The organism is Natronobacterium haloterrestre (assembly GCF_900112205.1).
In the GTDB taxonomy this organism is placed as follows: Archaea; Halobacteriota; Halobacteria; order Halobacteriales; family Natrialbaceae; genus Natronobacterium; species Natronobacterium haloterrestre.
This window is the reverse complement of record NZ_FOKW01000002.1, coordinates 387,420-410,792: the sequence shown is the minus strand read 5'-3', so window position 1 is coordinate 410,792 and position 23,373 is coordinate 387,420. Positions and strand designations below refer to the sequence as shown.

The following is a 23,373-nucleotide window of genomic DNA, read 5'->3' as shown; positions in this document are numbered from 1 at the left end:
TCGGATCGGATCCGAGAGGGTCGAGAACGTGCTGCGCTGGACCGGAACCGCCTTACTCCTCGTCCGAAGCCCCAGCAGCGGCCGCGTTCGCGTAGACGTACTCCCGGAGGAGCTTCCCCGCGAGCGATGCGGCCTGTCCCTCGTCGCGGTCGTTGACCTCCACGACGTCGAACCCGGTCGCCCGGGGCGCGACCTCGCGAACCACGTCGCGCATCTCGCGGGGCTCGAGCCCGAACGGCTCCATCGTTCCGGTTCCGGGCGCGTAGGCGGGGTCGGCTCCGTCGATGTCGACGCTCAGGTAGACCTCGCGGCCCTCGAGTCGGTCGCCGAACGTGAAGTCGCCGACGTCCTCGGGCGGGACGACAGTCACGTCGTCGGCGTCGGCCCGGTCCCACTCGGCTTCGCTTCCCGTCCGCGCGCCCAGCACGATCGCTTCCTCGACGGACTCCTCCTCGAGGATCCGGCGAGTCACGCAGGCATGCGAGAGGTCGTTCCCGTCGTAGTCGTCGCGCAGATCGAGGTGGGCGTCGAGACAGACGAACACCTCGGGTTCGACGGCGCGTACACCCGCCAGCGAGACAGTGTGTTCGCCGCCCAAAAGCAGGGGGACGGCGTCGTCCCAGACGATATCGCGCAGGCTCCCCTCGAGCCACTCGAGGTAGTCAGGAACGTCGTCCCACGCGCGGACGTCGCCGTGATCGGCGACGCCGAGGTCGGAAAAGTACTGGTCCGTTCGACGGTCGTAATCGTCGAACGTCTCCGCAAACGTACGGACGCGTCGGGGACCGAAGCGGGTCCCCGGCTGAAAGGTCGTCGTGGCGTCCAGGGGCGCACCGACGACCACGAAGTTCGGGTCCCCACGATCGGCAGCGTCGCCTGCCGTGTCGCTCCCCCCGCGTTCGTCAGTCGCCCCGGGAAACATTAGACGATCTTTCGCTGGTCTTCCATCTCGAGGTACTCGATGTTCTCGTCCGGCGAGGGGTCGGCGTCCTCGGGGACCTTCATCGTGATCGTCTCGTAGGTCTCGAGGTCCATGATCTGCATGTCCGAACCGTCGACGGAGACGACCTGGCCCTGTTTGCGCTCGATGATCGGGACCCAGATCTTCGCGTCGACGGGCTGGGAGAGCGAGCGCTTCTTCCCGTCGAAGACGCCTTCGGCCTCGATGCGGGCCTTGGCGCTGCCGTGTTTGCCGGGCTTTGCCGTGGAGTAGGAGTTGATCTTACATGGCGCGTCGTCGATCATCACGTAGCTGCCTTCCTGGAGATCGCGAACTTCGGTTTGCTGTTTCGCCATGTCCCGGGGTAATCAACCGACGGTCATAAACCGTTTGGAATACGCTCCCGCCGGATTCAGCCCGTTAACAGGTCACTCGGCCGGACGGCAGTTCGTGGCCGAGGAACGGGAACGGGAACGGGAACGAAATCGTCACCCCCGTTCGCGACGAACGATCACTGGAGATGGTCGACGGCGGACTCGAGGTCGAGGCGTTCGTACTCGCCGGAATCGCGGCGCTCGTCCTGATCGGGGCGGCCGTCTGGTATCGGGGACGGTCGGCCCCGTTCGACGAACTCGAGGCTACCCTCGAGTCCCGACTCGAGGAGGCCCTTCCCGCGGGTCGGGGAACCCACCTCGAGCGCCCGCCGCGAGTTCGGCGGATCGATGTGCTCGACCGGGACGAACGCGGCGAGCGATCGACCGCGGTCGCACCCGTCGTCCGGATCGACCTCGAGACCGCCGATACACCGGGATCCGAACTGGTCTTCGACTACGTCGCGGCCGTCCTCGAGGCGCTTCATCCGGAACTCGAGGACCGCGAGGCCTCCGTCGCCCGCTACGACCTCGAGTTCGCCGTCGGCCCCGACGGCCTGCTCGTCGAGGGCGAGCGTCGCCGGGTGACGGTCCCGCCCGCGTTCGCGGACCGCCTGCTCGAGGAGGAGACGTATCGCGCGTTCGACTTGCGGCGGGACCTAGAGCGGGACGACGAGGCCAACGGTACCGCGACGGTCTGGGGAGAGCCCCGACGGTAGCGTCCGCGGTTCGCCGTACCCACGAGCGAATTCGACGGGGACACCGGATATATCACTCGAGAAGACTTATCGTGCGACCGTTCGAACGCACCCGACGATGCCCTCCAGACGTGCCCTGCTTACGGCCTGCGCGAGCACCGGTGCGAGCGCGGTCCTCGCCGGCTGTGGCGACCTCCGTGGCGGATCGAAGTCGGACGTCGACGCCGCGTGGTCCCAGCGTGGCCGGGACAGCACGCGAACCGGCACCCGGTCGAGCGGTCCCGCGCCGCCGCTCACCGACGCGTGGACCTACGACGGTGACGCGGGTTTCGGCGGTATCGACTGTTCGCCGGTCCTCGCCGACGGGCACGTGTACCTCGCTTACACGGCGGACAGAGGCGACGAGCGCGCCGCCGTCGTCGACGCGATCGACGCGGCGACCGGCGAGCGCCGGTGGTCGGCGACCGCTGCCACGACCGCCGAACCGATCCAGCGAACCCACACCTACGCGGACTCGCTTGTGGTCGCCGACGACGCCGTCTTACTCCAGACCGCGACCGGGCTCGTCGCCCTCGAGGTCGAGGACGGAAGCGAGCGCTGGCGCGTCGACAACGTTGGCGACGGCCAGCTCGGCTCGACGCCCGTTCACCCGGGCATCGGCGACGGGGTCGTCTTCGCCGGCTACTACCGCCACGGGCGATCCGAGAGCGAACCCCTGATCTACGCGATCGACCTCGAGGAGGGGACCGAACGCTGGCAGTTCGAAATCGACTGGGACGAACGGCTCGTCTACGCGCCCGCCGTCCGGGACGGAGTCGTCTACGCGGCAGTCGCCGGCGGCGGGGTGAAGGCGATCGACGCCGCCGACGGGACCGAACGCTGGAGCGAGCGCCTCCCCGTCTACGGCGTCCCCGCGGTCACCGGGGAGTCCGTGTTCGTCGGCGTGGACGACGAGCCGAGCGGCGTCGTCGCCCTGTCGACCGACACGGGCGAGCGCCGGTGGTCGCGGACGGACGGCCCGGAATCGACCGTCCCGTTCGGGGTCACCGTCGGCGACGGGACGGTCTACTACGCGGCGATGGACCGGCTCGTCGCTCGAGACGCGGCAACCGGCGAGCGACGCTGGACGAACGGCGGCCAGGGGTCGGAACGGATCTTCTACGGGGCACCGGTCGTCGGCGGCGATTACCTGTACGGGACCGGCAGTTCCCTGTTCGCCGCCGACAGGGCGACGGGCGAACTCCAGTGGCAGGGACCGGACGGCTGGACGGCCGGTTCGCCGGCGCTCGCGGACGACCTGCTCTACGTCTCGCTCGAGCACGGTACGCTCGAGGCGCTTTCAGAATGCCGGGCCGAACTGTTCGGCCGCTGTCTCCGCTGATCGGGCGGGACCTACCCGTCCGAGAGCACGCGCCCGACCCGCTCGAGTCCCTCTTCGAGTTCGTCGGTGGGGAGGCCGAACCCGATCCGGAACCGGTCCGGGTGGCCGAAGAACTCGCCGGGCGCGAGGACGACGCTCTGCTCCTCGAGGACGGTCCGACAGAACGCCTTGCCGTTCTCGAAGCCATCGGGAACCGTCACGAAGCCGTTGACGCCGACCGGGTCGTACCACTCGAGGCCGTGTCGCTCGAGGAACTCGGCCGTGATCTCGTGATTCGTCGCGACGAGGTCCCGGTTCTCCGCGAGGATCGCGTCGCTCTCCGCTATGGCCTGTCTCGCGACGTGCTGGCCGAAGAGCCCGGGCGAGATGGTCGTGTAGTCCTTCCACCGACAGGCGGCGTCGACGACGGCCCGGTCGCCGGCGAGCCAGCCGAATCGCAGCCCAGCCAGACCGTACGATTTCGAGAGGCTGGCCGTCGAGAGCCCGTGGGGGCCCACACTCGCGACCGGCGGCAGGGGATCCTCCGCGAGGAGACGATACACCTCGTCACAGAGCAGGTACGCGTCGTTGTCCGCGGCGAGGTCGTACAGCGTCTCGACCGTCTCGAGCGGGTGGTACCGTCCCGTCGGGTTGTTCGGGTTGTTCAGGACGATCAGCCGCGTTTCGGGTTCGATCGCGTCGGCGACCGCATCGGGGTCGAGTTCCCAGGTCGGCGGCTCGAGCGGGACCCGCGTCACGTCCCCGAGGGTGTCGGGAACGGCGTGCAGCGCCTGGTAGGTCGGGGTGACGACGACGGCGTGGGCGTCGCTCCCGGGCGCGCTCGAGGTCTCGAGGCCGGGCGGCGACTCGCCGCCGAGCACGGAGAAGAAGGCGAGGAAGTTCGCCTCCTGGGCGCCGCTGGTACAGACGACCTCGTCGGTCCCGCGGTCGTACCGCCGGCCGATTTCGGCCCGGAGGTCGGGGTCGCCGTCCGTCGGGATCACGTACCCCAGTTCGCCCGGATCGGTGTCGAACCGATCCGCGGGGAGGCTGCGAACGCCGCTCTCGGCCAGCATGATGTCGGCCTCGTGTTCGTACTCGGCGAACCACCGCTCGAGGCCGAACTCGTCGATCTGCATACCTCCCGGTTCGGGGGCGGACACCTAAACCCCATGGCACGGGTCCCCGGGCGGACCCGCGTGTGCGTCGGTGGTCGCGTACGTGTCTCGTGAGCCGAGTCGACGGCCCTGGGAAAGATGGACTCGAGGGCGACCGGTCGACCGATCGACGGCGAGCGACCCGCCCCGGGCGTTGGGGCACAGGTTCTTATCGGCGTCCGTTGACACGGAATACCATGACGCGAATTCCGGTGACGGTGGTCAGCGGTACCCTTGGGGCGGGGAAGACGACGCTCGTCAACCACCTGCTGTCGAACGAACGGGGGCTCGAGGTCGCGGTGATCGTCAACGACATGGGGGAGGTCAACGTCGACGCGGACCTCATCGCCCGGGAGAACGAGGCGGAGGGGATCGTCGACCTCTCGAACGGCTGTATCTGCTGTCGGCTGCAGGGGGACCTCCTCTCCGAGGCCGACCGCCTCGCGCGGGTACGGAACTTCGACTACCTGCTGGTCGAGGCCTCGGGGATCAGCGAACCGATCCCGATCGCACGGGTGTTCACGGAGGGGACCGAGGAGTCGTCGATCGACCCGACGGAGCGGTTCCGACTGGACACGATGGTGACCGTCCTCGACACCTACGGCTTCTGGAAGGAATTCGACGCGGGGGAGTCGCTTCCGGGGGACGCCGACACGGACCCCGACGCCGACCCCGGACGTCCGCTCGGCGAAGTGCTCGTCGAGGGAATCGAGTTCTGCGACGTGTTGCTGCTGAACAAGTGCGACATGGTGCCCGACGACGTCCTCGAGGAGATCGAGGCGGTCGTGGCCGAACTCCAGCCGACCGCCGAGCGGCTCCGCACGACGTATTCGGACGTCGATCCCGAGCGCGTGCTGGACACGGGGCGGTTCGACTTCGAGGCGGCGAAGCGTTCGCCGGGCTGGAAGCGTCGCCTCGCGGGGCACGCCCACGGCGAGGGACATGATCACGACCACGGCCACGAACCGTCCCCCGCGGAACGCCACGGCGTGACCTCGTTCGTCTACACCGCCGACCGGCCCTTCCACCCCGAGCGATTCGGCGACTGGCTCGAGGAGTGGGACGGCTCGATCGTCCGCGCGAAGGGGGTCTGCGACGTCGCCGGGCGGGACGAGGTGATCGGACTCAGCCAGGCCGGCCCGTCGGTGCAGGCCGGCCCGATCGGCGAGTGGGCGCCGGACGACGACCGCCGGACGCGGCTTGTCTTCATCGGTCGCGGCATGGACGAGGACGGGATCCGCGAGGAACTGGACGCGTGCCTGACCGATCCCGATAGGGTACCGGCGGACGCGCCCGACCCGTTCCCCATCTGAGCCGGCGACGCCGGCGGTCTCGGTCCGCCGGTTCTCCCTCGAGTCGGACGCCGACAGTGGCACCCGGCCCGCCCCTCACAGCGCCAGTTCGTCCTTGAGGTCGTCCCACGAGTCGTGGAAACCGTGGGTCGACTCGGTGGTCGCGTCGGCGGCCATCGCCTCCTGGTAGACGTCGTCGTACTCGAGGAGGGTGGCCCAGCCGTCCCGTTCCCGGTAGGTACAGTAGATGCACATCCGCGCACCGGTTACTTCGACGGCCCGGCGCTAAGCGTTTGCGATCGACCCACGGAAGCAGGCCTGTCATTCAAGTTCGCTACCCGCCTATGGCGGCCATGGATCGACCCCTGAACGGCGGGTACGTCCGCAGTCCGAACGATTCCGTCGCCCGCGGCTGTACGCACTGCGACTGGTACGCCGTCGATGATTCCTACCCCGCACTGATCCGACGCTACCAGGACCACCTCCGCGCCGAACACCCCCGGGCGTGGCTCCGGACCTGACTCCCGGTCGCGTCGGCCGAAAAAACGAGGGATCGCCGCTTACGGCTCGAGCAGGACTTTCGTCACGCCCTCCTCGCGCTCGTCGAACTTCTCGTACATCTCCGGGGCCTCCTCGAGACTGACCCGGTGGGAGACGACCCAGCTCGGGTCCGCGCGGCCCTCGATGATCATGTCTCGAAGGTACCGATTGTACGACTTGACGTTACACTGGCCGGTGCCGAGCTTCTGGCCCTTCTCGAAGAGCTTCCCGAAGTCGATGCCCAGTCGGCCCTGGGCGGCCATCTCGTCCGGCGCGCCGGGGTCCTCGGGGACGTACAGCCCCGGGATCCCGAGTTCGCCGGTCGGCCGGACCACGCGGATGAGGTTGTTGATGACCACCGCCGGGTTCTCCTTGGCGGGGTCGTACGCGTAGTCCTCGGTGTCCTCGTCGACGTCCTTCGGGTCGGTCGCCTGGTAGCCGACCGCGTCGACTCCCTTGTCGACCTCGCCGCCGTGCTCGTCGATGATCTGCTCGACGGGGTCGCCCTCCCGGAAGTCGATCGTTCGCGCGTCGCAATGTTTCTGGGCCAGTTCGAGTCGCGACGGCACCTGGTCGACGACGTAGATCTCCGAGGCCCCCTGGAGCTTCGCGCTGTAGGCCGCCATCAGCCCCACTGGTCCGCCGCCGAAGACGGCGATCGATTCGCCGGGCTGGAGGTTCGCCAGCCGGGTTCCGTGCCAGCCCGTCGGGAAGATGTCCGCCAGCAGCGCGAAGGCGTCCTCGTGGGTCCGTCCCTCCGGGAGTTTCAGCGCGTTGTGGTCGGCGTACGGGACGCGCAGTTTCTCGGCCTGTCCGCCCGGGTACGGTCCCATCGCGACGTAGCCGTAGGCACCGCCGGCGAAGCCCGGGTTGACGTTGGTACAGAAGCCGGTGTACCCCTCCTCACAGTTCTGACAGAACCCGCAGGAGACGTTGAACGGCATGACGACGCGGTCGCCCTCCTCGAGCGTCGAGACCGCGTCGCCGGTCTCTGAGACGACCCCCATGTTCTCGTGGCCGAAGACGATCCCCGGCTCGGCGGCCGTCCGCCCCTCGTACATGTGCAGGTCCGACCCGCAGATGCACGACGTCGTGATGTCGACGATCACGTCGTTCGGGTGTTCGATCTCCGGTTCGTCTACCTCCTCGACGGCGACGTCGTATTCGCCTTGGTATACCACCGCTTGCATTGACATATGTGGTCACCACCCAGGGCAATCCATACCAAGGTGGGGTATAAACCTATTTCACGGCGAACTACCAGTCGAAATCGGTGAATCGATTCGGGATTCCATCCCGAGGTATTCTCCTCTATCGCTTGATAAACGGGGTGACCCCGAGTCCGTCGCGGGACCGCCGTGAACCGGTGGAATCCCCCGAGTCACAGCGACCGCTCGACTCTCACTCCCAGCGGAACCCAGTTGGGTCGGCCGGCGTCGCGAGCGGGCTCGTCGGCAGGTCGTCCGCGACCGCGGGGTCGTTGTAGACGCCGGGCGCGACGTCGTTGGGTTCGTCGGGGTAGAACAGCGCGGCGAGTGTCTGGATCTGGCCGCGACCGACGCCGAGTTCGAACTGGCCGCCGCCGTACAGGGAGACGTCCCGCTCCCGGCAGTACTCGATCGTCTCGAGCAGCGACTCGAGCGAGCCGAACCGCGAGGGTTTGACGTTCAGCCACTCGGGTTCCCACGGCAGGTTCCGGACGTCCTCGAGGCCGTGGATCGGCGCGTCCCAGGAGACCCGCTCGCGGACGTCGGGGTCCTCGAACAGCGGTTCCGTCTCCCCGGTCAGCGCCGGGTCCTCGACGACGGCGGCCGGGAACGCCTCGAGGACGAGTTCGTACAGATCGGGGTCGGCCGGCACGTCGACGTCCGTCCCCTCGTACTGCCCTTTCAGATCGAGGATACGGACGTTCTCGGCCCCGACGGCGTCGTCGATGGTCGCAACGAGGTCACGGTCCCACTCCGGGGTCGGATCGAGTTTGAACTGGAGGTCCGGGACCCGCTCGCGCAACCGCTCGAGGCGGTCGACCGTCGGCGGGTCGCCGAGCCTGGTGCTCGCGACGAACGACACCGGCTCGAGTGATCGGTCCAGCGCGGTCGCGACGTCGGTCCCCGCCTGCCGGCAGGCCAGATCCAGGGCCGCGCTCTCGACGGCCCACCGCCGGTAGTTCCGGAATACCTCGCGGTCGGGCGCCTTCCCGGGAAAGAGATCGAGGTCGGCGACGGTGTCGGCGAACGACGCGAGGGTGAACTCGCCGACCAGTTCGCTCTCCGGGAGTCCGGTCTCGGCGAGTCGATCGTGATCAGCGGTCTCGTAGGTGACGTCCTCGCCGACGCCCGTCGTGGCCGTCCCCTCCGACGGCCCCGCGAGGCGTACCTCCGTCGTCGTCCTGGTGAAGTCGCTCGAGGTGTCGCGCTCGAGTCGCTCCGTCGAGACGGCGTCGATCTCGAGGCCCAAATCGGCGAGTCGATCGTACGTCATACGGAACCATCGATTGCCAGTGACAAGAGGATTCGCACGGATCGGATTCCGGTCGGCCCTCGCCGCGTTCGCGCTCCGGGACTCGTACGGTGTACTGTCCGTCAGTTCCGGCGCGACCGCGACCCGGGCGGCAGTTGCACCGGGACATCGGGACAGGGATCCGCATCACTCCTCGCGGCGTCGCTGCCGGAGGTTCTGGCGCGTGAACTGCGGACGGGCGGCGAGCGCGCGCTGGGTCCGGAACGACCGGTAGAGCTGGATCAACACGACGGCCGAGAACACGGCCGCCACGATCGACCCCTCCGGGGCCTCGAGGGCGTACAGCACGCCGGTCGAGAACAGCCCCATCGTGAGCAACATCCCGTAGATGAGCCGTTTCGCCAGATTCTCGAAGACGTTTTTCGAGTCCTCGACGCCGATCCGGACGTAGAGGTCGTCCCGATCGAGGCGGTCGAGGGCCCGTTCCGTCTTGGGGGCGATCCGGGTCAGCGATTCGGCCGACCGCCGGACCTGCTGGCCGGACTCCGAGAGGTACTGCCGGATCGACTCCTCGCGGTACCCCTGCTCGACCAGGTAGTCGGTCGCCGTCGAGATGAAGTCGAACTCGGGATCGAGCGTCACGCAGACGCCCTCGACGACCGTCGCGACCCGCAACACGAGCGCGAGGTTCTTCGGCAGCCGCAGGGGGAACTCGTAGATCGAGTCCTCGACCTGCCCGATGATCTGCTGGACGCGGTACTGCTCGATGTCCTCGCCGCGGGCGTCCTGAATCGCCAGTTCCATCACCTCGGCCATCACCGCCCGGTCGGCCTCCGGCGAGAGCGTCCCGATCTCGATGAGGGCGTCGAGGATGGCGTCGATGTCCTGGTTCGCGACCGCGATGTAGAACTCGACGATCTTGTCCTGGACGAACTCGTCGACCCGGCCCGACATCCCGAAGTCGTAGAAGACGATCCGGCCCTCGTCGGTCACGGCCAGATTCCCGGGGTGGGGATCGGCGTGGAAGACGCCGTCGTCGATGATCATCCGCATGTAGGCCCACTGGAGGTCCTCCGCGATTCGGCTGCGGTCGATCCCCTTGCGGTCGAGTTCCTCGACGTCGTTGATCTTGGTGCCGTCGATGTATTCCATCGTGAGCACACGCGGCCCCGAGTGGCTGTCGACGACGTCCGGGATGACGTAGCGGTCGTCGGTCCCGATGCTGGCCTGGATCTCCCGGAGCATCTCCGCCTCGCGCTGGTAGTCCATCTCCTCACGGATCGTCTTCGAGAACTCGTCCGCGAGGTTCTCGAGCGAGAACGACCGGGCGTCGTCGACGAAGTACAGCAGGACCGGCAGCGACCAGTGGATCACCCGCAGGTCCGCCTGCACCAGTTCCTCGACGCCGGGACGGCGGATCTTGACGGCGACGTCGCGCGTCCCGCCATCGTCGTCGAGCTGGGCCCGGTAGACCTGTCCGAGACTCGCGCCGCTGATCGGGTCCGTGTCGAAGGCGGCGAACCGTTCGTCGACCGGCCCGATTTCGTCCTCGAGGACGCGTTTCGCACCGTCCCAGCCGGCCGGCGGGACGTCGTCCTGTAGCGACGAGAGGACGTCGATGTACTCGGGGGGCAGGACGTCGGGCCGGGTCGACAGGAGCTGGCCGAGTTTGATGAACGTCGGCCCGAGGGTGAGCAGGGACTCGAGCAACACCTCCGCGCGGTGGCGATGCGTCTCGGGACTGACCCGCCTGGGCCGTCCGAACAGGAGGAACCGACGACGGTCGCGGGCGTAGGCGAGCAACAGGGGCAGGAACTGCCAGGCGACGAGGACGAAGCGTTTGTACGCTCGGAGGGAGGCCAGTCTCGGTCACCTCGATTCGGCGTCGTCGGTCGTCTCGTCGGAGTTGTCCGTCTCCGTCCCCCCGTTCGCATCCGTATCAGTATCCGTATCCGTATCAGTATCCGTATCCGCATCCCGGGCCGCAGTTCCGTTCCCGTCGTCGCCCCCCTCGTCACGGGCACCGGTCGCCGACGAATCGACGTCGGCATCGTCGACCACTTCGATCTTCGTCTCTCCGCCGCCGCGTTTCGGCAGCGTCAACTCGAGGACGCCCCGCTCGACCGCCGTCTCCGCGTTCCCCGGAATCGCGTCCTTGGGGATCGGGAGGGTGACGTCGAAAAACAGCGACCGGTTCTCCTCGATGTACTGGTACTCGTCGGGGACGTCCCGGTCTTTCACGCGCCTGGCGTCGATCGACAGGGTCCCGTCCTCGATGGTGAGGTCGATCGATTCGGCGGTCACTCCCGGCACGTCCACGACGAGCAGATAGGCGTCGTCGCTCTCGAGCAGATCGAAGAAAACGTCCTCGGAGAGGTCCCGCAACGCGTCGCGGAGCGCTGACATAGCTACTGGTTCGAACGCCGATACGAAAAAGGCCGCGGTAGCGGTCGATTCGTCCCCTCGCCGGGCGGATGCCCCGACGCTTTTTCCCTTCGGACGACCCGAGTGAGAGTATGAAAGGTGCCGATAGCGAACGAACCGACGCCGGGTTCAAGGTACGGACGCCGGTCGACGAGGCCCGGCGGGAACTCCGGGCGGCGCTCGAGGAACGCCTGGACGCCGACGAATCCCCGCCGACGGGCCTCGAGACGGTCGACGTAGCGAGCGCGGACGGGCGCGTCCTCGCCGCGCCCGTCGAGTCGGCCCGGAACGTTCCTCACTACCGCCGGGCCGCGATGGACGGCTACGCCGTTCGGGCGGAGGATACCTTCGGGGCGAGCGACCGCTCCCCGGAGCGACTGCGGGTCGCCGGCAGCGCCGAGGACGACGTCAGCGTCCCGCCCGGCGCGGCCGCGCGGGTCCACACGGGCAGCGCGCTCCCGGAGGGAACGAACGCCGTCGTGATGATCGAACGGGTCGAGGAACTCGGGGATGGCGTCGAGGTCGAGGACGCCGTCGCCGAGGGCGAGAACGTCGCGCCGATCGGCGAGGACGTCGCGGAGGGTCAGCATCTCTACGACGCCGGCCACCGGCTCCGGCCGTCGGACCTGGGGCTGTTGCGCTCCGCCGGCTACGGCCGGGTCGACGTCGCGAAGCGCCCGACAGTCGGCGTGATCCCGACCGGCGAGGAACTGGTCGACGCCGATCCGGGACCGGGCGAAGTGGTCGAGACCAACGGCCTCACGGTCTCACGGCTGGCCGAGCGGTGGGGCGGGCGGGCGACCTACCGCGACGTCGTCACCGACGACTCCGAGTCGCTCCGGGTCGCGATCCAGCGCGATTTGACGAAAGACGTCGTCGTCACCACCGGCGGCTCGTCGGTCGGCGAGCGGGACCTCCTCCCCGAGGTGATCGACGACCTCGGCGAGGTGCTCGTCCACGGCGTCGGCCTCAAACCCGGCCACCCGGTCTGTCTCGGCATCGTCGAGGAGACGCCGGTGCTCGCCCTGCCCGGCTACCCCGTCGCCTGCATCGTCAACGCGGTCCAGTTCCTCCGGCCGACGCTGCGCTGGCTCGAGGGGACGACCCCGGACCCCCATCCGACGACGCCGGCGGTCCTCGATCGCAAGATCCCGAGCGAGCCCGGAACGCGAACGTTCGCGCGGGTCCGGCTCGAGGAGCGAGACGGCGAAGAAGGGCCCGATTACCGTGCGATCCCGACCCGGGCGAGCGGTTCGGGCGTGCTCTCGAGCGTCGCCCTGGCCGACGGCTGGGTGGTCGTCGACGACGACCGTGAGGGAGTTCCCGAGGGAGAGACGGTCGCGGTGCAGGACTGGGAGGTCAATCCCTGATACGGTTTCCTGTCCGTCAGTTCCGGCGCAACCACGACCAGGGCGGCGGTCGCGCCGGGATGTCGGGTACAGCAATCCGTATGAGTCGGGATCTGACTGGCGTTAGCCTTCCAGATCGCGTTCACGCTCCCGTTCTGGGACCCTCTCTCGCTCCCCCACCTCCTCCCCCTCCCGCTCCCCCCGGTCGCGCGTCCCCTTCCGTCGCACCCGCTCGCCGTCCCCCTCTCCTCGACGATCGGGGAACACCGTCTCGAGCGCTTCCTCGACTCCGACGAGGCGCTCGAGGCGACGTTCGAACTCCGCGTCGTCGATCTCGCCTTCCGCGTATCGGCGTTTGAGTTCGGCGATCGCGTCGTCCTCGCCCGTCCCGTGGCCGGTGTTCCGGGCTCGCGTCTCCCGTTGTCGGCCCCCACTGCGGTCCGCATCGAACAGCAGGGCGGCGATCTCGTCGCCCCAGAACAGGAAGATCGGCGTCAGGAGGAACCACCCCACGACCGCGACGAACCCCGTAACCGAATCGAGGCCGAGCATGCCCAGCAGCGAGATCGTCGCCAGCGTGACGATCCCGATCAGGAGCCAGAGGTCGTCGGCCACGAACTCCCGGCGGTCGGTCGCCATACGGGCCCTTCGGACGGCGAGTACAAAGTGTCACCGGACGGTCGAGTCTCCCCGCCGGCGAACCGCCCTCGCGTAGCGATACAGGGTCGCGACCGTCAGGGCGTTCGTCGAGAGACTCGAGAGCAACAGGAAGCGGTTGCGCCGCTCGGTCCACTCGATGCGTTCCCGCTGTGTATCCGCTCGCAGGGCGACGAGTTGCGAGAGGGCCGTGCCGGTCCAGCCGACGACCGCGAGGACGGCGAGGAGCCGTCGGAATCGAACCATACCGGTGGTACGACGCGGACGACCGTGACTGTTGCCGCCGACTCGAGTCCTGAAAGCCCGTCGGCCGCGATTATCGGCGGGCCAGCCGGACCGCGTCAGCCAGTTCCCGCACGCGGGTGACGTGTTCGAACGACCCCTCCCGGACGCCGTTGGTCACGTAAGCGAATGCGACGTTCGTCTCGGGGTCGGCCCAGCCGACGCTCGAGCCCAGCCCCGCGTGGCCGAACACCCGCGGGGGCGTCAGCGAGCCGAACGGGTCGGCCGGCGTATCGCCCTTCCAGACCCCCAGCGCGAACCGGGACGGCCGCGAGAGGGTCCCGTCCTCGTCCGTCTCGGCCTCGAGGGTCGTCAGCGCGTCGACGGTCTCCGCCGAGAGGATACGGGTCCCCTCGAGTTCGCCGCCGTTCGCGAGGCAGGCGTAGAACCGGGCCATGTCGCGTGCGGTGCCGATCCCGTTCGCGGCCGGGACGACCGACCGGTGCACGGATTCCTCGTTGAACGGCTCCGCGACCAGCCGGTGGTCGCCCAGCCCCTCACCGGGGTCGCGACAGCGGTCGAAGGCCTCGAATCCGACCAGCGTCGCGACGTCGTCGGGTTCGTCCTCTCGGAGCCCGATCCCCGTCTCGGTCATCCCGAGCGGCTCGAACACCCGCTTCGCAGCCGCCTCCTCGATGGGGTCGCCGGAGACCCGGCGGACGAGTTCGCCGACCAGCCAGCCGAACGTCAGCGAGTGGTACGCCGCCCGCTCGCCCGGCGGGAACGTCGGCTCCAGGTCCTCGATCGCTTCGATGCAGTCCTCCCAGTCGGGCCACCGGTCCGGCCGGGCGTCGAGGGGACTCCGCGGGAGGCCGGCAGTGTGGCTGAGCACCTGTCGAACGGTGATCTCGGCTTTCTCGCTCCCTTCGTCGGCGAACGCCGGCCAGTGGTCGACCACGCGGTCGTCGTAGGCCAGTTTTCCCTCGTCGACGAGCGTGTGCAGCGTGACCGCGGCGTACGGTTTCGTACAGGAGAAGAGGACGTGGCGCTGGCTCGAGGTGGTCGGCTCCGGACCCCCGTCACCATCGCCGCCGTCGGACGGTCCCGTCACCCCGCCGGCGAGGTCGATCGCGAGTTCCCCGTCCACGAACACCGCGAGTTGTGCCCCGTGGTGGAGCCCGACCTCGAGGTGGCGATCGAACCGCGCCGCGATCCGTTCCCGCTCGGTCTCGGAGAGGCGAGACATACGACAATCGACTGGCGTTCGGTTGGTAAGCGTTCCCGTTTCCGTCGCGGTCTCGGCGCGGTTCCGCTCGAGGGTTACGCCCGTTCGGACTCGTCGCCCCCGGCATCGATCCGCGTCGCCCGCGCGGCCGTCGCCTTGAACGAGGCGACCACTTCCCGGCCGGGCTCGAGCGCGAGCCTGTCCGTGCTGGCCCGGGTGATCAGGGCCTGGAGTTCCACGGGGTCGGGATCAGGATCAGGATCGTCGCCGGCGTCGGCCCCCTCGAGTGCGAGCGCGACCGTCACTCGGACGATCGCGTCCCCGGACTCGATCCGCTCTACGGTTCCGCGAAACCGGTTCCGGAGACTGGTCCGATCGGGGTCCGGCGCTTCCGAGGGGTCGGTGAGGACGACCGCATCGGAGCGGATCCCGACCTGAACCCGTTCGGCCCCCTCGGGGACGAGGGCCATCACGGGGCCGACCGACGTGTCGACCGTGGCGAGTTCGCCCGTCCGGTCCCGGACGGTGCCGGTGACGACCGACTCCGTGGCCCGCGCGACGCCGTCCAGTTCCGCGTCGTGGCGCTCGAACCGCCGGCGGAGCTCCCGCCCGGTGTCGGTCAACACCGTTCCGCCGCCGCCGCTCCCGCCGCGTTTGCGCTCGGTGATGGTCCCGACGGCCTCCTCGATCTCGACGACGCGGTTCTGGAGGCGGGCGTAGGAGCGCCCGAGGGCGTCCGCCGCGGCGTGCATCGAGCCGTGTTCGTCGATCGCCTCGAGCATCTCGATGTCCCGCCGGTCGACGGTCACGCCGTCGACCGAGAGCTTCGGACTGTAGGTTTTCTCGACTCTCACGCGTGTCCTCTCCGGGCGGATCGGTACGTCACGCCCGTCGCTTTCCTCAGTATATCAGTTCTCCATCGATAAACTTCCGGGTCCGTTCGTCCTCGGGCTCGTCGAACACGCGGTCGGCATCGCCGACCTCGATGACGCCGTCGCCGAGCAGAACGGCCACCCGGTCGGCGACGCGTTCGGCCTGGTGCATGTCGTGGGTCGCGACCGCGACGCCGATGCCCCGGTTGCGAGCCTCGAGGACGGCGTCCTCGATGACGGCCGTGTTCCGCGGATCGAGGTCGGACGTGGGTTCGTCGAGCAAGAGGACGTCGGGGTCGTACGCGAGCGCTCGGGCGAACGCGACCCGCTGGGCCTCGCCGCCCGAGAGCGAGGCGACGTTCCGATCGGCCTCCTCCCGGAGCCCGACCGTCTCGAGGGCATCCATCGCCTTCGCCGATCGACCCGCGGTCCCGACCCCGACGAGCCGACCGACAGCGCCGCGGATCCGATCGCGCCACGACTGCCGGACATGCAGGCCGTACGCCGCGTTGCGACGAACGCTCGCGTCGAAGAGGCTCGGCTCCTGGAACACCATTCCGATCCGCCGGCGGTAGGCGAGTCGCCGTCGCTTGGACGCGGCCCAGACGTCGTCGCCGTCGTAGGCGACCGTGCCGCCGTCGGGGGCGTCGAACAGCGCCAGCAGCCGCAGGAGCGTCGACTTGCCGACGCCCGAGGGACCGATGATCGCGAGTACCTCGCCCCGACCGACCGACAGGGAGACGTCCTCGAAGACCGTCTCGCCGCCGTAGCCGTGGTGGACGTCGACGGCCTCGAGCACCGGCATCGTCGACCCCCGGTCCGCCGTCCGCTCGAGGGTCGTCCCGGCGTGTCCGTCGATCATCGGTACCGCCCTCCGTCGTTTCCGTTCCCGTACCGGAGCACGATAGCGTTGACGAGCAACACCAGGGCGACCAGGACCGCCCCCAGGAGCAGCGCGGTCTCGAACCGTCCCTGGCGCGCCTCGAGTTGGATCGCGGTCGTGAGCGTCCGCGTCTTCGAGTGGCCCTCGGGACCGACGATGTTGCCGCCGACGATGAGGACGGAGCCGACCTCGCTGATCGCGCGGCCGAACCCCGCGAGCACGGCCGTCGCGATACCGTAGCGCGCCTCCTTGATCGTCACGAGCGCCACGTCGAACCTGGTTCCGCCCATCGCGAACGCGGCGTCGCGGACGTTCTCCTCGACGGCGTCGACCGCGGCGAGGCTGACGCCGGTGATGACCGGCGTCGCGAGCACGAACTGGGACATGATCATCGCCTCGCGGGTGAACACGAGGTTCAGTTCCCCGAGCGGCCCCTGGTTGGAGACCGCAAACAGCACGAGGAGGCCAACGACGACGCTCGGGAACCCCATGCCGGTGTTGATCAACGAAGTGAGTACCCCCTTGCCCGGGAACTCCTTGAAGCCGACCAGCAACGCGACGGGGAGGCTAAACAGCGTGCTCAGCGCGACCGCGACGAGACTCACGTACAGCGAGACCTCGATGATACTGCGGACGTAAGTCCACTCGAAGGGGACGTCGGCGATCGGCAGGAGCGCGGGCTCGAGCGGCATGTTCAGTTACTCGTCGTCGGAGTCGCTCCACTCCCATTCTTCCGGAACGTACTGTCGGAAGTTCGGGTTCTCCGACAGGGCTTCCGGGAAGAACAGCTGTTCGCCGTTTGACGTGTAGTTCTCGATGATCTCCTGGCCCTCGGGGCCGGTGACGTAGCCGATATAGGCCATCGCGAGGTCGTAGTTGACGTGGTCGTGGACCGCCGGGTTGACCGCGACGATCCCGTAGGGGTTCATCAGGAGTTCCGGCCCGCCCTCGATCGGTCCCTGGACGAGGATCTCGAGGCCGAGTTCGTCCCGCATCGAGAGGTATGTCCCCCGGTCGGCGAGCGTGTACGCGCCCTGCTGGTCGGCCTGGACCAGGACTTCGCCCATCCCCTGGCCGGCTTCCGTGTACCACTCGCCGAAGTCCTCGGGGCCCAGTCCCGCTGCGTCCCAGATCGCGAGTTCTTTCGTGTGCGTCCCGGAGTTGTCGCCGCGGGAGACGAACGCCGACTCCGACTCCGCGATAGCGCTGACTGCGGTGGTCGCCTCGTCGCTGCCTTCGATCCCGGCGGGGTCGTCCGGACTCCCCACGAGGACGAAGTCGTTGAACATGAGGTCGCGCCGGTTGACCCCGTAGCCGTTCTCCATGAACTCGTCCTCGAGCGAACGTGCGTGAACCATCACGACGTCCGAATCGCCGTTCCGTGCGGTCTCGAGGGCGGCTCCAGTCCCCTGTGCGACGGCGTCGACGGTGACGCCGTACCGGTCTTGGAACGGCGCGTTGAGTTCGTCGAGAAGCCCGGTGTCGTAGGTGCTCGTCGTCGTGGTCAGCGTCAGCGTCTCGCCTTCGATTTCCGGACCCGCTTCCTCGCCGCCGTCACTGCTGAGTGCCGTACATCCGGCGAGCGCGGCGGTCGCCCCACCCCCGATGGCGGCGAGGAACCCGCGGCGTTGTATCGTCATAGATACTACGACGAACGGTGGAGAGAAATAGCTTTGGATAGCACGTAACCGGATCACGTTTCTCGAGCCGGACAGGTGGACGCTCGGCGGCCGAGGGTAACCGAAACGGGTTATCTGGAGTGCGGAAAAAGCGGCCGATCGTGGACTGAACTGCCGTCAGTCCGTCGGATCGAGCAGTTTCGACTCCGCCTTGCGGAGGTGCTCGAGCAGCGTCGTCTTCGAGATGTCCGCCTCGTCGGCGAGTTCACGCGTCGTCACCTCGCGCGGCCACGAGTAGTACCCCCGCTCACAGGCGAGATCGAAGATCTCGCGCTGGCGCTGCGAGAGCGAGTCGGTCCGATGGGAGACGTCGGTCGCGCTCCTGTTGTCGGAGTGTACCCGACGGACGGTGATCTCCGCGTCGTACTCGTCCCGGAGGGCGTCGAGGCGGTCGGCCAGCAATTCGCGGTCGTCCGTTTCGAAGAACAGCGGCCAGTACTCCCGTCCGCCCTGGATCCGGACGGGCGCCTCCTGATAGAACCCGCCCGTGAGGAGGGCGTCGCTGATGGTGTTGCGCGAGTCGTACTCGACGAACAGTTCGGTCGTCGGCTTGCCTCGCACTGGTCCGTGGCGGTCACCCCCGTGCCGGCGCTCCATCACCGAGACGGAGTCGGTGAGGGCGGAGGCCCGCGTGGCCGCCACGAGGTCGTCGATCGACGCCTCGGTCTCCCCGTAGGCGGTGAAGTGCCCTTTGACCACGTGTCCGTCCTCGTTGTACACCGTGTGTGCGATCAGGCTGGCATCGGTCGCTTCGGTCACCTCGAGGGTCCAGCAGTCGGGATGCCAGACCTCGAGGGTGAACCTGATCCCCGAATCACGACTGTGGTCGTTGTCCGATCCAGGGGGCGCATTCTGGGTCATCGTCGTCCCATAATTGAACGAGCGTGACTGGCTTAAGCATATGGTATACATTCACACCCCAGACAGTCGCCCATGTGAGGGACGTGGTATATGTGTACTGGGAGCAAGGCCCCGGTTAGACGAATGAACGACGAGCAACGATTCGGACGGAATCGCCGCCAGACGCCCACAGAAATCGAGAAGTGCGGACCGACTGCCGAGCGAACGGAGGGGTGCCCATGACCGAGGAAGACGCCGCCACGCTGCCGGACAGCACGGACGTCGCCGTCGTCGGCGGCGGGGTCATGGGAACGAGTATCGCGTACTTCCTCGCCCGCGAGTCGGATCGATCGGTGACCCTCCTGGAGCGGGACGGGCTCGCGGCGGGCTCGACGGGCGACTCCTCGGCGATTCTCAGACACCACTACGGCGACGAGGAGATCTACACCGACATGGCGTGGTGGAGCCACGAGTTCTTCCGCTCGTTCGACGACGAGGTCGGCGCGCGAATCGCCTACGAAGGGAGCCCGCTCGTCAGGTTCGCCGACGAGGGAACACCCGGCGGCGAGTACGCCCGTGACGGGTACGAGGCGCTCTCGAGCCGGGACATCCCCGTGTCGGTCCACCGGGGGGAGGCCATCGTCGAGGAGTACCCGATGTACCGGGGGGCAAGCGAGTTCGACATTGCCGTCAGCGACGACTCGGCCGCTTACTCCGACGGGTCGGACGTCGCCCTCGGGTTCGCCCGCGGGGCGAGCGAGCGCGGTGTCGACGTCGTCACCGGGGTCGCAGTCACCGAGGTCCGGACCGAAGACGGCGAGGTCACCGGCCTCCGAACGGAAGCGGGGACCGTCGACTGCGACGAGGTCGTGGTCGCGGCCGGCCCGTGGACGCCGCGACTCGCCGAGACCGTCGGCGTCGACGTCCCGATCACGCCCGTTCGCGAACAGATCGTGTTGCTCGATCCGCCGACCGACTACGCGGAGACGTATCCCTCGCTAACCCCGACGACCAGCCTCCCCGACGGCGAGTGGTACATCCGCCCCGACTTCGGCGACGGCGTGCTGGTCGCGACCCACCGATACGCGGAGGAAGTCGACCCGGACCACTACGACGACGAGCCCGACGAGGAGACGATGCTCGAGCTCGTCGAGAACCTCGAGGAGGTGATCCCGGAACTCGCCGAGGCCGGGATCAAGGGGACCTACTGCGGCGTCTACTCGACGACGCCGGACCACGACTTCGTAATCGACGAGGCTGGACCCGAGGGCTGTTACTGGGCTTGCGGGTTCTCCGGCCACGGATTCAAGCACGCGCCAGCGGTGGGCTCGCTCGTCTCGGGGCTCGTCCGCGGCGAGGAACCGACCCTGGGGGACGTCGAGATAGATCTCGAGTACTTCTCGCTCGACCGGTTCGCGGACGATCCGGCGGGGAACGGGCTGCCGGACGACTACATCTGACCGGGGCTACGCGTCCGACAGCGTGAACCCGTCCAGTTCGTCCCGGGCGTCGGCGAGGAACGTGTGCCGCCCGGTGATGTAGGCCGACCCCGTCACCTCGGGGGTCGTCACCGCCACGCCGTCCCGGTGCTCGACCTCGAGCAGCCGGCCCGTGAACTCGCTCCCGATCAGGCTCTCGTAACGGTACCGCTCCCCGACCTCGAGGTCGCCCCGTGCGTGCAACAGCGTCATCTTCGCACAGGTTCCGGTCCCGCAGGGCGAACGATCGACCTGGCCGTCGCCGAAGACGACGACGTTCCGGTCGGCTGACGGCCCGGACTCGTAGAACTCGACGATCGACACGCGTCGCCGCGTTCCCGCGAGCGGGTCGACGATCCCGCCGTTCTCGTTCAGCCGTCGGCGGATCTCGAGCCCGAGGTCGACGAACGTATCGGCGTTCTCGGGCGATACCTCGAGGTCGAGATCGAGGTCCGCGACGTCGACGAGCGCGAAGGCGTTACCGGCGGAGACGACGTCGACGGAGAGCGACCGGGGCTCGTCCGCTTCACCCGTCGTCATCGTGTGTTCACACTGGTCCGCGACGTACGACCGAACGTTCCTGACAGTGACGTCCTCGACGCGACCGTCCGTCACCGTCGGCGACGTCGCGACGAGTCCGGCCGGGGTTTCGACGACGATGCGGTCGGCGGGCTCGAGCCGTCCGGTCTCGATCAGCGCCGTGACGGCGCCCATCGTCCCGTGGCCGCACATGTCCAGGTACCCCTGCCCGTCCATGAAGAAGAGGCCGAGGTCGGCCTCCGGCGCGTTGGGGAGGGTCGGTACCGCGCCGAACATGTCGGCGTGGCCACGCGGTTCGCACATCAGCAGTTCGCGCAGCCAGTCGTAGTGGGTCGCGAACCGATCCCGTTGCTCGCCGACGTCGCCACCCCGGATCCGTGCCCTGTCGATGCCGTCCGTGAGGATCCGGGTCGGTTCGCCGGCCGTGTGGGTGTCGATCGTCTCGACCGCGATGTCGCTTTGCATGGGTCGTCCGGGGAGTTACAGGCGTTCGAGCGACCGGATCTCGTCGTCGCTCCAGTCGTAGAATTGCCTGTCGGTCTCCTCGAGGGCATCGACACACTCGTTGTACTGCTCGCGGGCCCGGTCGACGAGCGGATCGTTCGGGTTCGCCTCGATCCACTCGCGGAGTTGCTCGAGCGCCCGCGGCGAGTAGGTGTCCATCCGGTCCTGGTGCTCGAGGATCTCGACTTTTCGGCTCTCCTGGCGCATGGTTCTGACGAGCGCCCAGGAGGCGACCCCCCAGAACGCCAGCAGGGTAAACGCGAGCATGCCGACGACCTCGGCCGTCAGCGCCATCAGTCATCACCCCCCGTGACGTCTGCGGGTTCGGACTGGCCGCCGCCACCCCGTTCTCGCTGCTCGGTCACCGACATGACGACGTAGCCGATGATCGGCAGGGCGACGACGACCGCGACGCCCCCGTACATCTCGGGGGTGCCGAACGAGTCGTAGGCCGAGTACCCCATGATGAACAGCATCACCGCGGGCACGACGAACTTGATGACCGGGTTCCACCAGCGACCCACGAAGATCCCGGCGTTGCGGTTCACCGCCAGGAGTCGTAGCCGTTCCGGCCCCATCACCCAGCCGATGACGCCGATGATCGCGAGCGTCGCCAGCGGCAGCCCCCAGTTGCCGAAGACGAAGTCGAGGTAGTCGAGGGTGTCGACGGAGTAGGCGCTCGGCAGCCCGATCAGCCAGATCGTACCACAGAGCCCGAGAACGGTCTGGTTCCGGGAGAGTCTGGTTTCCTCGGCCAGCGTCGTGACGCCCACCTCTGTGATGATCACCCCTGACGTGAAGGTGGCGAGGAAGAACCCGACGAAAAAGAGGATCGCGACGATCCCGCCGAGCGGAATCTCCGGGAAGACCTGCACCAGCGACACGAACGCGAGCCCCGCGCCCGCGTCCGGCTCGAGCCCGACGGCGAAGACGACGGGGAAGATCGCCAGCGCGGCGAGGATGCCGATACTGGACTCGCCGATGGCGGTGAAGACGCCGCCACCCAGCGGCACGTCGTCGTACTCCCGCAGGTAGCTCCCGACCGTCAGCGCGATCCCCCAACCGAGGCCCGTCGAGAACAGCGCCTGGCCGAGTGCGGCGATCCAGGTGTCGCTGTAGGTGAGGTACTCCCACTGGATGCCGAAGGTGAAGGCGATACCTTCTGCCGCACCGTCGAGGGTCAGCCCGCGGATCGTCATGATGACCAGCGAGATCACAAGCGCCGGCACCGCGTACACGACGAGTCGCTCGACGCCACGCCGGATGCCCAGCAGGAGGACGGCCGCGATCGACCCCATCACGACGGTGTGGAGGCCGATCATCAGCGCCGAGTTCGCGAAGAAGTCGTTCATGAACGTCGCGGGTTCGAAGCCCGACGCGGTGAACGAGAACAGCATCGAGTGAACCGCGTAGTACAGCGTCCACCCGATCAGCGGCGAGTAATACGACATCAACGCGACGTTGACCAGTAACACGACGACCCCGAACCCGACCAGCCCGCCGGGCCCGAGCACCTCTCGGAACGCACCGATGACGCCTTTCTGGGAGTACCGTCCGAGCGCCACTTCGGCCATCAGGCCAGGCACCGCGAGGACGAACAGGAGGGAGAGAAACGCCAGCACGAACGCGCCGCCGCCGTTCTCCCCCATCACGTACGGGAACCGCCAGATGTTTCCAGCGCCGACCATGGCGCCGATCATCGCCATCAGGAAGCCGAACCGAGTGCCCCACTCGGCTCGAGCGGTCTTTGCATCATTGGACGTCATGTGTGACCATACCGTACTGAACTAACAGAGGCTGATAGCTGGGGTGTCTCCCATGGTCGGGGCCGGGCCCGGCTCCGGCCCGGAAACGAACTTCGCGGCCAGAGAGCGAGCGGGAA

At 68.2% G+C, this 23,373-nt stretch carries 25 protein-coding genes; 6 read left to right on the top strand and 19 right to left on the bottom strand.

Going from position 1 to position 23,373, the window contains the following annotated elements; all coding sequences use genetic code 11:
• Window positions 1-52: 52 nt before the first annotated feature.
• Window positions 53-922, bottom strand: a complete 870-nt coding sequence (gene speB, locus BM113_RS06035; protein ID WP_089786238.1) for an agmatinase — start codon at window positions 920-922, stop codon at window positions 53-55.
• A complete protein-coding gene (locus BM113_RS06030) occupies window positions 922-1,296 on the bottom strand; it encodes a translation initiation factor IF-5A (RefSeq protein ID WP_089786236.1) in 375 nt (124 codons plus the stop codon). Before BM113_RS06030 ends, speB begins: the two co-directional genes overlap by 1 nt.
• Window positions 1,297-1,460: 164 nt before the next feature.
• Between BM113_RS06030 and BM113_RS06025 the strand changes: the two genes are divergently transcribed.
• Entirely contained in the window at window positions 1,461-2,030 is a 570-nt protein-coding gene (locus BM113_RS06025) for a hypothetical protein (protein WP_089786234.1), read from the top strand.
• 97 nt (window positions 2,031-2,127) lie between these two features.
• A complete protein-coding gene (locus tag BM113_RS06020) occupies window positions 2,128-3,390 on the top strand; it encodes a PQQ-binding-like beta-propeller repeat protein (RefSeq protein ID WP_245757983.1) in 1,263 nt (420 codons plus the stop codon).
• A gap of 11 nt (window positions 3,391-3,401) precedes the next feature.
• On the opposite strand, the gene BM113_RS06015 is transcribed toward BM113_RS06020, so the two are convergent.
• Window positions 3,402-4,508, bottom strand: a complete 1,107-nt coding sequence (locus tag BM113_RS06015; RefSeq protein WP_089786230.1) for an aminotransferase class I/II-fold pyridoxal phosphate-dependent enzyme — start codon at window positions 4,506-4,508, stop codon at window positions 3,402-3,404.
• Window positions 4,509-4,723: 215 nt separating this feature from the next.
• Between BM113_RS06015 and BM113_RS06010 the strand changes: the two genes are divergently transcribed.
• Window positions 4,724-5,839, top strand: coding sequence for a CobW family GTP-binding protein (locus BM113_RS06010; RefSeq protein ID WP_089786229.1), 1,116 nt, complete (start codon window positions 4,724-4,726; stop codon window positions 5,837-5,839).
• Between the two features lie 75 nt (window positions 5,840-5,914).
• Here BM113_RS06010 and BM113_RS22230 read toward each other — a convergent pair whose 3' ends face one another.
• Window positions 5,915-6,073: a hypothetical protein gene (locus BM113_RS22230; RefSeq protein WP_007140021.1), complete on the bottom strand. Its 159-nt coding sequence runs from the start codon at window positions 6,071-6,073 to the stop codon at window positions 5,915-5,917.
• A gap of 98 nt (window positions 6,074-6,171) precedes the next feature.
• On the opposite strand from BM113_RS22230, the gene BM113_RS22225 reads away from it, so the two are divergent.
• On the top strand, window positions 6,172-6,339 hold the full coding sequence (locus tag BM113_RS22225) for a hypothetical protein (protein WP_007140022.1): 168 nt from the start codon (window positions 6,172-6,174) through the stop codon (window positions 6,337-6,339).
• A 39-nt stretch (window positions 6,340-6,378) separates the two neighbouring features.
• Here the strand turns inward: BM113_RS22225 and BM113_RS06005 are convergent, their stop codons facing one another.
• From BM113_RS06005 to BM113_RS05990, 4 genes are all read right to left on the bottom strand, one after another.
• Window positions 6,379-7,548 carry a glutathione-independent formaldehyde dehydrogenase gene (locus BM113_RS06005; RefSeq protein ID WP_089786227.1) on the bottom strand — a complete coding sequence of 390 codons (1,170 nt, stop codon included), beginning with the start codon at window positions 7,546-7,548 and terminating at the stop codon, window positions 6,379-6,381.
• A 211-nt stretch (window positions 7,549-7,759) separates the two neighbouring features.
• Window positions 7,760-8,839 (bottom strand): enolase-like domain-containing protein, encoded by a 1,080-nt coding sequence (locus tag BM113_RS06000; protein WP_089786225.1) that lies wholly within the window; start codon window positions 8,837-8,839, stop codon window positions 7,760-7,762.
• A gap of 165 nt (window positions 8,840-9,004) precedes the next feature.
• Window positions 9,005-10,621, bottom strand: a complete 1,617-nt coding sequence (locus tag BM113_RS05995) for an ABC1 kinase family protein (protein WP_089786224.1) — start codon at window positions 10,619-10,621, stop codon at window positions 9,005-9,007.
• 66 nt (window positions 10,622-10,687) lie between these two features.
• Entirely contained in the window at window positions 10,688-11,224 is a 537-nt protein-coding gene (locus tag BM113_RS05990) for an Hsp20/alpha crystallin family protein (RefSeq protein ID WP_089786222.1), read from the bottom strand.
• 110 nt (window positions 11,225-11,334) lie between these two features.
• Here BM113_RS05990 and BM113_RS05985 point away from each other — a divergent pair, with 110 nt between their 5' ends.
• The gene (locus BM113_RS05985; protein WP_089786221.1) at window positions 11,335-12,612 is read left to right on the top strand and encodes a molybdopterin molybdotransferase MoeA; all 1,278 of its coding nucleotides are present in this window, start codon (window positions 11,335-11,337) and stop codon (window positions 12,610-12,612) included.
• 102 nt (window positions 12,613-12,714) lie between these two features.
• On the opposite strand, the gene BM113_RS05980 is transcribed toward BM113_RS05985, so the two are convergent.
• The 8 genes from BM113_RS05980 to BM113_RS05945 form a co-directional block, all read right to left on the bottom strand.
• Window positions 12,715-13,230, bottom strand: a complete 516-nt coding sequence (locus BM113_RS05980; protein ID WP_089786219.1) for an SHOCT domain-containing protein — start codon at window positions 13,228-13,230, stop codon at window positions 12,715-12,717.
• Window positions 13,231-13,260: 30 nt separating this feature from the next.
• A complete protein-coding gene (locus BM113_RS05975; protein WP_089786218.1) occupies window positions 13,261-13,494 on the bottom strand; it encodes a hypothetical protein in 234 nt (77 codons plus the stop codon).
• Between the two features lie 70 nt (window positions 13,495-13,564).
• Window positions 13,565-14,716, bottom strand: a complete 1,152-nt coding sequence (locus tag BM113_RS05970) for a serine hydrolase domain-containing protein (protein ID WP_089786215.1) — start codon at window positions 14,714-14,716, stop codon at window positions 13,565-13,567.
• Between the two features lie 74 nt (window positions 14,717-14,790).
• Window positions 14,791-15,549, bottom strand: coding sequence for a TOBE domain-containing protein (locus tag BM113_RS05965; protein ID WP_089786214.1), 759 nt, complete (start codon window positions 15,547-15,549; stop codon window positions 14,791-14,793).
• Window positions 15,550-15,595: 46 nt separating this feature from the next.
• Complete coding sequence (locus BM113_RS05960) at window positions 15,596-16,372, bottom strand: amino acid ABC transporter ATP-binding protein (RefSeq protein ID WP_177209117.1); 777 nt, start codon at window positions 16,370-16,372, stop codon at window positions 15,596-15,598.
• Window positions 16,373-16,425: 53 nt separating this feature from the next.
• A complete protein-coding gene (locus BM113_RS05955; protein ID WP_089786210.1) occupies window positions 16,426-17,142 on the bottom strand; it encodes an ABC transporter permease in 717 nt (238 codons plus the stop codon).
• A 6-nt stretch (window positions 17,143-17,148) separates the two neighbouring features.
• Window positions 17,149-18,090: an ABC transporter substrate-binding protein gene (locus BM113_RS05950; RefSeq protein ID WP_089786208.1), complete on the bottom strand. Its 942-nt coding sequence runs from the start codon at window positions 18,088-18,090 to the stop codon at window positions 17,149-17,151.
• Window positions 18,091-18,246: 156 nt separating this feature from the next.
• Entirely contained in the window at window positions 18,247-18,990 is a 744-nt protein-coding gene (locus BM113_RS05945; protein WP_089786207.1) for a helix-turn-helix domain-containing protein, read from the bottom strand.
• 218 nt (window positions 18,991-19,208) lie between these two features.
• Between BM113_RS05945 and BM113_RS05940 the strand changes: the two genes are divergently transcribed.
• Window positions 19,209-20,429: an NAD(P)/FAD-dependent oxidoreductase gene (locus BM113_RS05940; RefSeq protein ID WP_089786205.1), complete on the top strand. Its 1,221-nt coding sequence runs from the start codon at window positions 19,209-19,211 to the stop codon at window positions 20,427-20,429.
• Between the two features lie 6 nt (window positions 20,430-20,435).
• Here BM113_RS05940 and BM113_RS05935 read toward each other — a convergent pair whose 3' ends face one another.
• Genes BM113_RS05935 through BM113_RS05925 form a run of 3 tightly spaced genes read right to left on the bottom strand, consistent with a single transcriptional unit; the run spans window position 20,436 to window position 23,257 of the window.
• Window positions 20,436-21,452: a proline racemase family protein gene (locus BM113_RS05935; RefSeq protein WP_089786203.1), complete on the bottom strand. Its 1,017-nt coding sequence runs from the start codon at window positions 21,450-21,452 to the stop codon at window positions 20,436-20,438.
• A gap of 15 nt (window positions 21,453-21,467) precedes the next feature.
• Window positions 21,468-21,785 carry a DUF8026 family protein gene (locus BM113_RS05930; protein ID WP_089786202.1) on the bottom strand — a complete coding sequence of 106 codons (318 nt, stop codon included), beginning with the start codon at window positions 21,783-21,785 and terminating at the stop codon, window positions 21,468-21,470.
• The gene (locus tag BM113_RS05925) at window positions 21,785-23,257 is read right to left on the bottom strand and encodes a sodium-dependent transporter (protein ID WP_089786200.1); all 1,473 of its coding nucleotides are present in this window, start codon (window positions 23,255-23,257) and stop codon (window positions 21,785-21,787) included. The genes BM113_RS05930 and BM113_RS05925 overlap by 1 nt, the downstream gene beginning before the upstream one ends.
• Between the last annotated feature and the right edge of the window lie 116 nt (window positions 23,258-23,373).

Excerpts from the sequence above, each read along its gene's own strand:
- BM113_RS22225 (WP_007140022.1), top strand. The coding sequence starts at position 6,172 with ATGGATCGACCCCTGAACGGCGGGTACGTCCGCAGTCCGAACGATTCC.
- BM113_RS05970 (WP_089786215.1), bottom strand. The coding sequence starts at position 14,716 with ATGTCTCGCCTCTCCGAGACCGAGCGGGAACGGATCGCGGCGCGGTTC.
- BM113_RS05990 (WP_089786222.1), bottom strand. The coding sequence starts at position 11,224 with ATGTCAGCGCTCCGCGACGCGTTGCGGGACCTCTCCGAGGACGTTTTC.
- BM113_RS06010 (WP_089786229.1), top strand. The coding sequence starts at position 4,724 with ATGACGCGAATTCCGGTGACGGTGGTCAGCGGTACCCTTGGGGCGGGG.
- BM113_RS05930 (WP_089786202.1), bottom strand. The coding sequence starts at position 21,785 with ATGGCGCTGACGGCCGAGGTCGTCGGCATGCTCGCGTTTACCCTGCTG.
- BM113_RS05935 (WP_089786203.1), bottom strand. The coding sequence starts at position 21,452 with ATGCAAAGCGACATCGCGGTCGAGACGATCGACACCCACACGGCCGGC.
- BM113_RS05980 (WP_089786219.1), bottom strand. The coding sequence starts at position 13,230 with ATGGCGACCGACCGCCGGGAGTTCGTGGCCGACGACCTCTGGCTCCTG.
- BM113_RS06005 (WP_089786227.1), bottom strand. The coding sequence starts at position 7,548 with ATGCAAGCGGTGGTATACCAAGGCGAATACGACGTCGCCGTCGAGGAG.
- BM113_RS06000 (WP_089786225.1), bottom strand. The coding sequence starts at position 8,839 with ATGACGTACGATCGACTCGCCGATTTGGGCCTCGAGATCGACGCCGTC.
- BM113_RS05945 (WP_089786207.1), bottom strand. The coding sequence starts at position 18,990 with ATGACCCAGAATGCGCCCCCTGGATCGGACAACGACCACAGTCGTGAT.
- BM113_RS06030 (WP_089786236.1), bottom strand. The coding sequence starts at position 1,296 with ATGGCGAAACAGCAAACCGAAGTTCGCGATCTCCAGGAAGGCAGCTAC.
- BM113_RS05940 (WP_089786205.1), top strand. The coding sequence starts at position 19,209 with ATGACCGAGGAAGACGCCGCCACGCTGCCGGACAGCACGGACGTCGCC.
- BM113_RS05985 (WP_089786221.1), top strand. The coding sequence starts at position 11,335 with ATGAAAGGTGCCGATAGCGAACGAACCGACGCCGGGTTCAAGGTACGG.
- BM113_RS05975 (WP_089786218.1), bottom strand. The coding sequence starts at position 13,494 with ATGGTTCGATTCCGACGGCTCCTCGCCGTCCTCGCGGTCGTCGGCTGG.
- BM113_RS06025 (WP_089786234.1), top strand. The coding sequence starts at position 1,461 with ATGGTCGACGGCGGACTCGAGGTCGAGGCGTTCGTACTCGCCGGAATC.
- speB (WP_089786238.1), bottom strand. The coding sequence starts at position 922 with ATGTTTCCCGGGGCGACTGACGAACGCGGGGGGAGCGACACGGCAGGC.
- BM113_RS05950 (WP_089786208.1), bottom strand. The coding sequence starts at position 18,090 with ATGACGATACAACGCCGCGGGTTCCTCGCCGCCATCGGGGGTGGGGCG.
- BM113_RS05960 (WP_177209117.1), bottom strand. The coding sequence starts at position 16,372 with ATGCCGGTGCTCGAGGCCGTCGACGTCCACCACGGCTACGGCGGCGAG.
- BM113_RS05955 (WP_089786210.1), bottom strand. The coding sequence starts at position 17,142 with ATGCCGCTCGAGCCCGCGCTCCTGCCGATCGCCGACGTCCCCTTCGAG.
- BM113_RS22230 (WP_007140021.1), bottom strand. The coding sequence starts at position 6,073 with ATGTGCATCTACTGTACCTACCGGGAACGGGACGGCTGGGCCACCCTC.
- BM113_RS05925 (WP_089786200.1), bottom strand. The coding sequence starts at position 23,257 with ATGACGTCCAATGATGCAAAGACCGCTCGAGCCGAGTGGGGCACTCGG.
- BM113_RS06015 (WP_089786230.1), bottom strand. The coding sequence starts at position 4,508 with ATGCAGATCGACGAGTTCGGCCTCGAGCGGTGGTTCGCCGAGTACGAA.
- BM113_RS06020 (WP_245757983.1), top strand. The coding sequence starts at position 2,128 with ATGCCCTCCAGACGTGCCCTGCTTACGGCCTGCGCGAGCACCGGTGCG.